This is a genomic window from Streptomyces sp. NBC_00102 (assembly GCF_026343115.1).
Classification (GTDB): Bacteria; Actinomycetota; Actinomycetes; order Streptomycetales; family Streptomycetaceae; genus Streptomyces.
In genome coordinates this window covers 273,070-285,428 of the sequence record NZ_JAPEMC010000002.1, presented here as the reverse complement: position 1 = coordinate 285,428, position 12,359 = coordinate 273,070, and the positions used below count along the sequence as shown (strand labels likewise).

The 12,359-nt window shown below is 72.4% G+C and carries 5 protein-coding genes; 2 read left to right on the top strand and 3 right to left on the bottom strand.

All coding sequences use genetic code 11. From position 1 onward, the window contains the following. Positions 1–11: 11 nt before the first annotated feature. The 3 genes from OHA55_RS28800 to OHA55_RS28790 all read right to left on the bottom strand — a co-directional run bounded on the left by OHA55_RS28800 (position 12) and on the right by OHA55_RS28790 (position 9,801). On the bottom strand, positions 12–224 hold the full coding sequence (locus OHA55_RS28800) for a hypothetical protein (protein WP_266711802.1): 213 nt from the start codon (positions 222–224) through the stop codon (positions 12–14). Between the two features lie 198 nt (positions 225–422). After that, entirely contained in the window at positions 423–737 is a 315-nt protein-coding gene (locus OHA55_RS28795; RefSeq protein WP_266711800.1) for a hypothetical protein, read from the bottom strand. Position 738: 1 nt separating this feature from the next. Then, positions 739–9,801: a polymorphic toxin-type HINT domain-containing protein gene (locus tag OHA55_RS28790; RefSeq protein WP_266711798.1), complete on the bottom strand. Its 9,063-nt coding sequence runs from the start codon at positions 9,799–9,801 to the stop codon at positions 739–741. A 329-nt stretch (positions 9,802–10,130) separates the two neighbouring features. Between OHA55_RS28790 and OHA55_RS28785 the strand changes: the two genes are divergently transcribed. Then, positions 10,131–10,580, top strand: a complete 450-nt coding sequence (locus tag OHA55_RS28785) for a hypothetical protein (RefSeq protein ID WP_266711796.1) — start codon at positions 10,131–10,133, stop codon at positions 10,578–10,580. 148 nt (positions 10,581–10,728) lie between these two features. Then, positions 10,729–12,234 (top strand): bifunctional phosphatase PAP2/diacylglycerol kinase family protein, encoded by a 1,506-nt coding sequence (locus tag OHA55_RS28780; RefSeq protein ID WP_266711794.1) that lies wholly within the window; start codon positions 10,729–10,731, stop codon positions 12,232–12,234. The last annotated feature ends 125 nt before the right edge of the window (positions 12,235–12,359 follow it).

Genomic DNA, 12,359 nt, shown 5'->3' with positions numbered 1-12,359 from the left:
AGCCCCGGAGATCACCAGTCGAAGGACTCCATGTCCTCTTCGGTGGCCTCGCGGTAGCCGGTGATCAGATCGCCGTCGAACTGCACGAGGACGAATCCCTCGATGTCCGAACCGCACGACGGGCACCGTTCCTGACAGCCCGGAATCTCGAACCGGCGAGTCCGGGGCTCCCCTTCCGCCCTGTCCGACCATGCGATCGAGTCACCGATGGCCTTGCCGTACACCGTAGGGGATGCCCGACGGTCCGCGACGCCTCCCGCCCCGCAACAACCGAACGGGCATCCGCCGCCCTCGTCGTACGTCCGGTACGCCTCGAAGCAGGGCGCACCGGACGCGCTCGTCGACAGGGAGGCCCCCGCCCGGGTGCTGACTGGGCGGGGGCCTCCCCTTCGTGCTCCCCGACGGATGTCAGGCCCTGCGACTCACTGTTCGAGCCGCATCAGGTCTGCCTCCTCTGCCCGCCGGTAGCCGGTGATCACGTCGCCGTCGAACTCCACGACGCACAGGCGGTCGTCGTCGAATCCGCACGCAGGGCACGGTTCCGGGTAGCCGAGGACGTCGGAGCGGCCCTTCTGCGGGGACCCCTTCGTCTTCCCCGACCAGTCGACCGCGTCGCCGATCGAGAGGTTTCTCAGCCGGACACCGCCGAAGTGGAACTGGATCACCAGATCGGCGGTGCTTCCGCACTTCGTGCACGGCTGCGGCCGGGGCACCGTGAGCAGGTTGTAGGTGCCCATGTCAGTACCTCTCGTTGGGGTAGTCGAACCTGCTGATCGCCTTGTAGAACTGCTGATCGTTGGTGATGATCGGCAGACCTTCCTCGAAGGCCGAGGCGAGCACGAGTGCGTCGTCGTCCTTGAGAACCGGCTTGTTGGCACCCTTCCACAGCTCCCGCAGGTACTCCTGGAATGCTTGCGCGGCATCGACGTTGGCTTCCGCCCCGATGCGGCCTCCCCGGGCTTCCAGCCAGTCCAGAACGACCTTCTCCGGGTTTCCGCCGTCGACGGTCACCTCCTTGAACGCCTGCGGGGAGATGACCGGCCGACGGCCCGCGATGGCCGCGTCGACCTCCGCCTCCTTGCCCTGGAAGAGAGCGGATATCAGGGCGTTGGTGTCCATGGCCACCTCTTCGCAAGCGTTGTTGTGGACCAGGACCGGCGTCGCTCCCGCGACCACGTGGTAGGTGTGCAGGCCACTGACGGTCAGGTCGTAGGTGACCATCGCGCCGGTGTAGTTGCGTACCGCGCCGACCGTCGCCGTCCGCCCTCCGACGCTCTGGAGCAGATCGCCGACCTTCAGCTCGGCGGCGTCGACGAACACCCCCTCGGTGACGTCGTAGTAGGGATGGTTTTGCGTGCTGGTAACGACCCGGGGTCCGTCGGCGGTGTCGACGGTGAGGTCCGTGAACTCCGTGTCCGTCTGGGTCACGAAGGTGTGTTCCACGGAGCGCGGCTCGGAAGCGCCACCCGCGGTGGCACTCCGCACTTCGTCCCCGACGCGTACCTCTTCGATCGGCCGTGTACTGCCGTCCGCCATCAGGACCCTGGTGCCGGCCGGGAAACTGTGCGCGGGATTCACGCACGTCAGGCCGACCGCTATGGAGCGGATTCGCGACAGCATCGCCGCGTTCCTGAAGTTGCGGAAGGTGATCGCGTTGATGGCTCCGGTCCGGGCCAGGTTGCTCAGGACGTTCATGGCGGCCTCGGTGCCGGCCAGGTCGCCGATGGCCATGGCCATCCGCAGCGCTGCCGCACCCTTCACCACGGCCTTGAGCGCTGCCGGTACGACGATCGAGGCGATCGCCCACTGGCAGTCGCTGCTGCCCAGGTCGAAGTGCTTGGCACAGCCGACGAAGTCGCTGATCAGCGCGTAGCCGATCGACTTCGCCAGGTTGACGTCGAACTCCCAGACGTTGACGTCGACGACCCGGTGGTCGGTGAAATCGATCTTCGCCTTGTCCAGGTAGTCCTTTTCGTAGTGACCGGAGGCGATGCACTGGGAGGCCGTGGCGTTCGGATCGGCGCACGTGACCAGGAAGAACATCGCGGTACCGGTGATGTGGACGTCCACCGGCATGCTGCAGTGCAGGATCTGCGAGGTCGCCCTGCACTGGTCGGTCGCCTGTGCGGTCTGCTTCAGGTCGACCGGCTCCACGACGACGCCGGGATACTCGCCGTCCACTTCACCGCCGCCCGCAGGCTGACCCGAGGTGGTCGTACGGTCCTCTTCGAGCTGACCGGTCGCCGCCGCGATCTTCGCCGACTCGTCGGCGTCGGCCTGCGCGTTGGCCGCGTGCTCGGCGGCCAGCCTGGAGGAGACTTCGGCCTCGTCGGCGCTGTCGGACGCGTTGTCGGCCGAGGTCTGCGCCCGGTCGGCGGCACCCCGTGCCGATGCGGCGTCGAGTTCGCTGTCGTCCGCCGCGGACCGTGCCGCCGAGGCGTCGTCCCGGGCGTCGCTCGCCGACGCGTTCGCCTCCCACGCACTGTTCTGCGCCTGGGAGTTGAGCGCGTCGAGACGCTCCGAGCCGGCCTTCACCTCCTTCGCGTCGGATGCGGCCTGGGTGGCCGACTTCAGTGCGTTGGCCGCTTCGCGTGCGGCCCTGGCCGCGGAAGCCGCCGCGTCCGCCGCCGCCTGGGCGGCGAGCTTGGCGTCGGCGTCGGCGCGGTCGGCCGCGTCCTGTGCGGCCTCGGCGAACGCCTCGGCCTCGTCGGCGCGGAGTTCGGCGACCTCGACCTCCTGTTCGGCGAGGGTCTTCGCCGTGTCGGAGACGACCACCGAGAGACCGGCCGTCGCGTCGGTGGCCGCGAACGCGATGCCGAGTTCGATGGCCTGGTCGGCCGGGGCCGTGACGGCGTTGGCGGTGTCCCGGGCGATCTCGGCCTGCTGAGCAGCCGCGTGCGCCTGGCCGGTGGCGGTGGCGCTGTCGGAAGCCGCGCCGTCCGCCTCGTTCCGGGCGCCCTCGGCGGCCACCTTGGCGTTCTCCGCCTCCTTGGCGGCATCCTTCGACAGGGCCTGCGCCGCGTCGGAGTTCTGCGCGGCGACGCCTGCCTGCTCGATCGCCTCGGCCGCGAGCGCGTGGCCCTCGGCCGCGTTGGCCGAGGTCTGCGCGGCGGCCTTGTCGGCGACCTTCGCCGCAGACGTGGCCTTCTCCGCGGCGGCGGTGGACACCGTCGCCGCCGCCCGCGCCGCTACCGCCGCGGCGCCGGCGTCGAGGGCGTCGTTGTTGGCCTGGTCCGCCGCGAGAGCGGCGGCGTTGGCCTCCAGCCGTGCCTGCTTGGCCGCAGCGGCCGCGTCGTCCGCCGCGCTGGTGCCGACGGCCGCGGCCGCGGCCGCGTCGGCGGCGGCAGCCTTGGCCCGTGCCTGGTCCATCGCCTTGTTGGCGGCGGTGGCCCGGGACTTGGCGGCGGCGGCGTCCTGCTCGGCCTTCGCCGCCGTGTCCTCGTCGCCCGCGGCCCGGTCGGCCTCGGACGCGGCGTTGGCCTCGTGCTCGGCCGCGATGTCGGCCTGCGCCTGGGCGTCGGCGTCGGCGGCCTCGGCCTTGTCGCGCTCGGACTCCGCGGTGGCCCGCGCCGTCGCGGCCTTCTGGGCCTCGGAGTCGGCGGTGGCCGCGGCGCTCTTGGCCGTCGCGGCAGCCGCCTTGGAGCTGGTCTCCAGCGGACCGATCTTCGCCTTGTCGGCCGCGACGATGGCTGCCGCGTCGGCGGCGGCCACGGCCTTGCCGTGCGCGGCGACCGCGTCCGCCTCGGCCTTCTCCGCGCTGTCCTGTGCCGTCTCCCGGAGGAAGGCGGCACGGGCGGCGTGCGCCTGTGCGCTGGCGTTGGCCAGCAGGGCGGCGCTGTCCGCGACGGTGGCGTTGGTCGCGGCGACCGCGGTCTTCATGGCGAGCGAGGTCGCCTGGGTGGCCGCGGCGGCCGACTTGGTGACCTGCGCCGACTGGTTGGCGTAGGCGAGGGCACGTCCCTCGGGGACCCCGCCGGCCTCGGCCGTGGCCGCGGCCTCGTCCTCGGCCGCGACGACCGCGTCGGCGGCCGCCTGCGCGTCCTTGGCGTTCTGGGTGGCCGTGGCCGACAGTGCGTCGACCCGGTCCTTCAGTGCCGCCAGGTCCGCCGTGACGGAGACCGGCTTGCCGTCGGACGAGAAGTTCCCGCCCATCGTCGTCGGCCAGTCCTTGATGAAGGTGTTCCAGGCGCTGTTCGGGTCGGCCTCGGCCTCCATGAGGTTGTTGGCCACCCACGCGTTGCCCAGGGCGTCGTGCATCGCGACCGCGCTGGACTGCAGGGCCTTCAGGGCCTTGATCTCGGCGTTGGCGATCTTGTTGCGGTCGCCCGCCTGGGCGGCGTACTCGGCCTCCCACTGCGCCGAGGCGACTTCCTCGACCTCGACCATCACCTGGTACGGGTCCCAGGGGTTGGTCGGGTCACCGTTCGCCCAGCGGGTCTTGAGCCGCTCGACCTCGATGTCGAACTCGGCCGTCCCCTTCTCGGGGGCGACGGTGGGGTAGCCCTTGTACTGGATGAGGCGGCGTACGTCGTCGGCCGATCCGCGCAGATCCTGGTTGTCCAGCATCAGCTGCCACCAGCCGTACCAGTCCCCCGCGTCGATCTTCTCCTGGAGGATCTCGGCGGCCTTGGCCTGGGCGGCCGGGCTGGCCTGCGGCACCTGGGCGAGCCGGCCCCAGCCGACGGCCGAGCCGATCCGCTGGTAGACGGTGCCCGGGTTGAGGAACGAGGTGACCGCGGTGTCGTACTGGGGCTCGGTGTTGGCGAAGTCCGAGGTGAAGTACTTCCAGACGGTCTCCTGGCGTTCGTCCGTGCGCGAGCTCATCCCTTCGGACTGGTCGCGCGCCTCTTGCACGTCCGCGTCCCAGGCGTCCCACACGTCCTGGTCGAACAGGTTCGTGGTGGTACCGATCTGCCCGGACCCGGCGAGCCGGGTGGCCGCCAGTGTCTTGGAGGCGACGCCGCCCACGTGCAGCAGATAGGCGAGGTTCTCCCGGCCGATCCGGATGCTCGCCTGGTCGTCCATGAGTTTCGCCCGGGCGTCCAGGTCGTGCTTGGCCTGGGCGGCCGCCTGCGCGGCGGCGACCTGTGCGGCGAGCGCCGCCTCGTCGCTGCGCAGCTGTTCCTCGGCAGCGGCGGCGGCGTCCTCGGCCTTCGTCGCGTCCTCGGAGGCGGAAGCCGCCGCCTTCTCGGCGGCGGTGGCGTCCTCGGCCGCCTTGTCGGCGACCTTCTGGGCGTTGGCGGCGTCCTCACCGGCCGAGGCCGCTGTGGCCGCGGCCGCTGCCGCGTCCTTCTCGCCCTCGCTCGCCGCCGAGTCGGCTGCCTGCGCGTCGGCCGTGGCGGCCTGCGCGGAGGCGGATGCCGTCTTGGCCAGTGCCTGCGTCTCGGTGTCGAGTTCGGCGACCTTCACCGAAGCGTCACCGGTGGCCTTGGCGTCGTTCTCGGCGTCGGTCGACGACTTCTGCGCCGCCTCGGCCGATGCCGCTGCCTCGGCCGCGGAGGCGGCGGCGTCGGCTGCCGCCTGGGCGGCCCGCTTTCCGTCGCCGGTGGCCCGGTCCGCCGCGTCCTGCGCCTCCTGGGCGACGGCTGCCGCCTGGGCCGCGTTGGCGTCGGCCGCCGCGGTCTGCTGCTCGGCGAGGGACTGGGCACTCTTCGAGACGAGGGTCGCCAGACCCGCCGAGGAGTCGGTCTCCGCGTACGGCGCGCTGAGTTCGATCGCGGAGGCGGCCGGGGCGGCCACCGTCGCGGCGGCGGCCCGGGTGACGTCGGCGGCCTGGCCGGCCGCGTACGCCCTTCCGGCGGCGTCGGCGGAGGCGCTGAGCGCCGCCTCGACCTGCTGGCCCGCCTCCACGGCCTTGGACTTGGCCGCCAGTGCCGCCTGCGCCGCGTCGGTGGCGTCACCGGCGGCGTCGACGGACTTCTGGGCGGCGGTGTGCGCCTCGTCGATGGCGGTCGCGGCGGCCGATTCGGCCGACATCGCCGCGTGGAAGGTGATCAGCGCGTTGGCGTCGGCGTCGGCGGCCCAGGTGGTGGAACGCGCCGCTGCCGCGGCCGATTCGGTCGCCGCCTTGCGGGCCGCGACCGATGCCTCGCTGGTGGACTGGGCGTCGGTCGCCGCTGTCTCGGCGACGGTCCGCGCCTGCTCGGCGGCCTCGGCCGCACGATCGGCGGCCGCCTTGGCCTCCGCCGCGGACGAGGTGCCTTCGGCGGCCACCGCGGCTGCGGCGAGCGCCTGGGCGTTGGCCGCGGCGACGTCCTTCTTGCGCTGCGCGGACGCGGCGTTGTCGCGGGCGACCGCTGCCTTCGCCGCGGCCTGCTGGGCCGCGGAGGCCAGCTTGCGTGCGTCGGAGCCCGCGGTGTTGGAGGCGGTCCGCTTGGTGGCGGCTTCCTTGCCCTGGTCGAGCGCCTTCTTCAGCGCCTCACCCGCCGTGTCGCGCTCCGTCTGGGCCTTTGCCTTGGCGGTGGCGGCGTTCTGCCGCTCCGTCTCGGCGTTGGCCGCGGCGGTCTTCGCGCGGGTGTTCGCGGCGGTCGCGTCGGCCTGGGCCTGGACGGCCGTCGCCTTGGCGTCGGCGACCTCGGCGGCAGCGGCGGCAGCCTCGTCGGCGCGCTTCTTGGCGTCTGCGGCGAGGTCGGCCGCGTCCTTCGCGGACTGCTCGGCCGACTCGCGCAGGAACTCCGCGCGGGCGGCGGCGGCCTGGGCCTGGGCGTTGGCCAGCAGCGTGGCGCTGTCGGCCGCCGAGGCGTCGGTGGCGGCGACGGCGGTGTCCAGCGCGTTCGCGGTGGCGAGCGCGGCGGCTGCCGATGCCTTGGTCACCTGGGCGGACTGCTGGGCGTAGTACAGACCGCGGCCGAGCGGGGTGCCGTCGTGCCGGGCGATGGTCTTGGCCGCCTCCACGGCGGCGTCGGCCTTCGCTTCGGCGGTGGCGGCGTCGTTCGCGGCCTTGCGGGCGACCTGTGCCTGAGCGGTGACCAGCTCCTTGACGGTGGCGAGGTCGGCGACCGCCTGGGCCGTCGTCTTCGCTCCCGTACCGGTCTTGCGCAGGGACGGGTTGGCCTGCCAGGTGAGGAGCCGGTTGGCGGCCCAGCCGTAGCCGAGGGCCTCGTGCATGGCGCGGGCGCCGGTCTCCAGCGAGGTCAGCGCCTCGGACTCCGCGTCGACGATGTCGTTGCGGGGCTCGGCCTGGGCGGCCTGCTCGGCCAGCCACTCGCTGGAGGCGGTCTCCTCGACCTCGACCAGGACGTGGTTCCAGTCCGTCGGGTTGGAGGTGTCCCCGCTGGACCAGCGGGCCTTCAGCGCCTCGACCTCGACCCGGAACTCCGGCGAGCCCTTCGGCGGGGCGACGGTGGGCAGACCGTGGTACTGGATGAAGCGGCGCACGTCGTCGGCGGAACCGTTGTTGGTCGTCGAACCGAGCATCGTGTACATGCCGTACGGGTCCTGGCCGTCGTTCTCGGCGATCAGTTCCTGCACGATCTCGGTGACCCGGTCCTGGGCCTCTTGGCTCGCCTTGACCACCGGGGGCGTCACCCACAGGTTGGCCCAGTCGCGCTGGAACATCCCCGCGGAGGACATGAAGTCGGTGACGTCGGTGTCGTACTGCGGCAGCGCGTGGTCCGAGGACGTGGCGTACGGCGCGATGAACGCTTCGAGGCCCTCGTCGCTCGCCTCGCGGGAGGAGTCGTAGGCGCTCGCGGTGCGGTCGTCCACGGTGAACGCGTCGTCGACCTGCGGCTCGGAGAACTCGTTGATGTGCTCGTCGCCGTTGGCGAGCTGGGTCACCGACACGGTCTTGGCGTAGGCCAGCGGCCAGCCCAGCTGGCCGACGTCGACGGACCACTTGCCGTTGGTGCCGCGCAGGTGGCCGGAGTACGTACCGGCGGCTGAGTCGAGGGCGACCAGGCGGACCCGGCCGTCGGAGAGACCGTTCGCGGCGATCGCGTCGGCCTTGTACGAACCGTCCGAGGCGGCCTTCGCCGCCGCCCAGGTGCCGTCCGTGCTGCGCACGGTGTCCCACACCTTGTCGCCGTCGCCGGAGACGAGGACGTGCAGCTCGCCGGCGGGGGTGGCCGCGAGGGCGACCATGTCGGCGCGCGGGGTGGTCACCGCCGCGCTCGTCCAGCTGCCGTCCGTGTGGCGGACGGTGTCCTGGACGGTGCCGTCGGCCTTGAGCACGCCGATGTGCAGCTCACCGTCGGGCGTACCGACCGCCGAGACCGCGCGGGCGGAGCCGCTCTGGTCGGCGACGGCCGGGGCGGCCCAACTGCCGTCCGGGTGGCCGACGTAGTCGCGCACGGTGTTGCTGTCGTCGATCACGACCGCGTGCACGTCGCCGTTGGACGTGGAGGCGGCGGCGACGGCGCGGGCCTTGCCCGAGCCGTCCACGACGACGGAGCCCGAGAGCGCGGAGGTCCAGGTGTCGGCGGAGGCGCCGCGCTTCTGGTCCCGGACCGTCCCGTCGTCCGCGAGGGTCAGCTCGTGCAGGTCGCCGTTGGGCAGGGTGGTGAGCTGCAGGTCCTTGGCGTGCCCGAAGGCTCCGTCCACGACGTACGGCGCGCTCCAGCTGCCGGAGGTGGCGCGGGTGGTGCTCCACAGCCTTCCGTCGTCGGCGGTCGCCTGTACGTGCAGTTCACCGGTGGGCTGTGCGCCGAGGGAGAGCGCGGTGGCGTGCGGCGCGGTCACCGTGGAGGCGGTCCAGCTGCCGTTGTCCTGGAGGGTGCGGTCGGTGACCGTGCCGGTGTCGGTGAGGGTGGCGACGTGCAGACGCTCGGTCGGCACGGCGACGGCCGACAGGGCGCGGGCCTTGCCGGTGGAGTCGACGACCGTGGCGGCGGCCCAGGTGCCGTTCGTGCCGCGCACGCGGTCACGGACGGTGTGGTCGGTGCCGAGCATCTCCAGATGGACCTGGTCGCTCGCGGTGGTGGCCAGCGCCAGGGCCGCGGAGGGTGCGGTACCCGCGTCGATCGCGGCCGTACCGGACCAGGAGCCGTCGCTGTGGCGGACGTTGCCCCACACCTTGCCGTCGCCGGTGAGCATGGCGAGGGTCAGCTCGTTGGCCGATGTCCCGGTCACGGCGAGGGACTTGACCTTGCCGGGGAGGGAGTCGAAGAGAACCTTGCGGACGCCGCCGCCCAGCATGAAGTAGCCGGGGTACGCGTCGGGCTGATAGGTGCGGTCGGTCACCCTGCCGTCGGCGGAGAGCAGTTCGAAGTGCAGCTCTCCGTTGGGCAGGGCGGTGGTCGCGATCGCGGTGGTGCCGGATCCGCCGTCGATCAGGATCGGTCCGGTCCAAGTGCCGTCCGGGTAGCGCACGTCGTCGTAGACGCTGCCGTCCCGGGTGAGCATGCCGACGTGCAGCTGGCCGTTGGCCATGGTGGCCTGGGCGCTCTGCGCGACGGGGCCGATTCCCTCGCCGAGACCCGAGCCGTCGGTCTCGTCGCCGTCCTCGTCCAGGACGATGTCCCTGGAACGGGACCCGAGGAAGACGTTCCAGCCCGGCCAGGGGCCTTCGTCACGCCCCGCGAGCCATTGCCCGGCGTTGGCCTTCATGGCCGGACCGCCGCTATGCATGATCCGGGCGAACATGGCCTGTTCGGCGCGCGCGTCCGCGGCGTCGGACATCGCCTGTTCGCGGGTCTCCAGATCCGCCTCGGCGGACGTTGCCGCCTGGGCCTGGGACGGGACGGCCGCGTGGGCCTTTCCCGTGGTGGTGCCTACGGTCGACGCCGCGATCGCCAAGACGATCGCGGCCGAAACGGCCGCACGCGATCCGGCCGATCTTCGGCCGGTACGTATGGAGTACAAGTCCCCGCCCTCGATTGAGTTACAAGATCCAAAACGAAGGCACGGTACTGGAGCGGAGTGGCGGCAGCAACGACAATTCAGCACCTCAGAACCAAATTTGACCTTCCATCAGTACCAATCGTGAAGAACCGCCACGGCACGCTCCGGGCCCACCGCCACGACCGGCCCACCGCCGCCCGCCTCCCGGGTCCAACGGTCGAGATCCCGCCACTTCGGCGCGGGGTGAAAGCCACCGACCCGCACGGCCGACGTCCTCCGGAAAGAGTGTTGACGCTGCGTCACGTTCGTGATCAACTCCCTCCGCCGATCCATCGCAGGGGGTTAACTTCATGTCAGGGAAAACGGGCCGCCGACTGGCCGCGATCGCGCTGACCGCCTTCACGCTCGTCGCGGCGGCGGGCTGCTCTTCATCGGATGCGCACTCCGAGGCCGCCGCCTCCGCGAGCAAGGCGCCGCGGGACTACTCGACGACCCCGGGCAAGGGCGGCCCGTGCCGGGCGACCATGACCCACATCGACGACGTGGGTCAGAAGATCACCACGGACGCCAAGGACCGGACCAAGGCGCAGACCGATCTGAAGGACGCCGCGGACCAGTTCGCCGACGACGCCGATAAGATCAAGAACCCGGATGCCAAGAAGGCGGCGAAGCAGCTCAGCACCGTCTACCACGGCCTCGCCGAGAGCGCCGAGAAGAACCGCAGCCCCGACATGAAGACCCTGCCGGACCAGGTCCAGAGCGCGATCTCGGCCCTGAGCACCTGCGCGGCGGCCGAGTAGCCGTACGCACGGGAGGCGGGGCCGACCGTCGCGGAACGCCGGCCCGACCGGCCGGGAAAACGGGCCCGCCCGGCCCCGGCATGCCTCCGGCCGGGTCCTTCGGCGCGCCTCCTGGTTCAGGGCGGCGGGACCGGGTATCCGCTGACCCATGTCCACACGCCCTCTGCCCTCCACCTTCACCTCGTCCACCCGGCTCAAGGGCTGGCTCCAGCAGCGCGACCTGAGCGCGTTCCAGGGGGTCGCCGACCGGCACTGGCCCGGCGCCGAGCCCCTGCTGCCCCGATTGAGCCGCAGCGCCAACCACGGCCTGCTCTGGTTCGGCGCCGCCGCGGGAATCGCCGCGCTCGGCGGCAGCGCACGGGCGCGTCGGGCCGCGCTGCGCGGGGTGGCCTCGCTCGCCCTCGCTTCGGCGGCCATCAACACGGTCGGCAAGGGTGCGGTGCGCCGGGACCGGCCGGTGCTCGACATGGTGCCGGTGATACGGCGGCTGAAGCGGCAGCCGATCACCACGTCCTTCCCGTCCGGGCACGCCGCGTCCGCCGCCGCGTTCGCCACCGGAGTGGCCCTGGAGTCCCGGGGGTGGGGCGCGGTCGTCGCACCGGTGGCCTTGGCGGTCGCGGCGTCCCGGGTCTACACCGGGGTGCACTATCCGAGCGACGTCGTGGCGGGCGCGGCACTCGGCGTGGGGGCGGCCTTCGCCCTGCGCGGGGTGGTACCGACCCGTGGCCAGCTCCCCGCCCCCGGCCGGCCGCCCACGGAGGCCCCGTCGCTGCCCGCGGGCGAGGGTCTGGTGGTGGTCGTCAACGAGGAGTCGGGCACCGCGAGGGGTACGGCTTCACTCGTCCGGGACGCGCTGCCGATGGCCGAGGTGGTGGAGTGCGCGCCCGGAGACCTGGCGGACACGTTCGCCGAGGCGGTCGCCAGGGGGCGGGCGCTCGGCGTCTGCGGCGGCGACGGCACGGTCAACCTGGCCGCGTCCGTCGCGGCGACCCACGGGGTCCCACTGGCGGTGTTCCCCGGCGGCACCCTCAACCACTTCGCGTACGACCTCGGCATCGAGACGGTGCACGACACGGTGGCCGCCCTGAAGGCGGGTGACGCGGTCCGGGTCGACCTCGGGCGCTTCCGGCCCGGCCCGCACGGGCCCGACGGGGCGGACGGCTACTTCCTCAACGCGTTCAGCCTCGGCGTGTATCCGGAGCTCGTACGGAAGCGGGAACACTGGGCACCGCGCATCGGCGGGTGGCCGGCCGGGATGCTCGCGGCCTTCGAGGTGCTGCGCGGCGAACGCCCCCTGGAGGCGGAACTCCAGGGGAAGCGGCGCCCGTTGTGGCTGCTCTTCGTGGGCAACGGCCTCTTCCAGCGGGTCGGCCCCGCACCGGGCAGGCGCCACAACCTGGCAGACGGACTGCTGGACGTACGTGTGGTCCACGGGGGCCGCACCCCTGGGCTGCGCCTGATCGCGGCGGCCGTGGCAGGCCCGTTGACCCGTTCCCCCGTGCACGCGGCAGAACGGCGCCGCCGGGTCAGGATCGCCGGGCTGCCGGCGGGGACTCCGTACGCGTATGACGGCGAAGTGGCTCACTCGGGAACGGAGTTGCTCGTCGACAAGCTCCCCGAGGCGTTGACGGTCTACTGCCCCATGCCGGTCTGACCGCGGGGCCGGGCCCCTCTCTCCGTTCGCCCGCGCGTCTCGCATGACAAGACACGTATCTCATCATGCGGCTGGCGACGTACGGTTGGCACACCGCTCGCAGCAGCACTCGGAGAGAGGACGCT

Excerpts from the sequence above, each read along its gene's own strand:
- OHA55_RS28795 (WP_266711800.1), bottom strand. The coding sequence starts at position 737 with ATGGGCACCTACAACCTGCTCACGGTGCCCCGGCCGCAGCCGTGCACG.
- OHA55_RS28785 (WP_266711796.1), top strand. The coding sequence starts at position 10,131 with ATGTCAGGGAAAACGGGCCGCCGACTGGCCGCGATCGCGCTGACCGCC.
- OHA55_RS28780 (WP_266711794.1), top strand. The coding sequence starts at position 10,729 with ATGTCCACACGCCCTCTGCCCTCCACCTTCACCTCGTCCACCCGGCTC.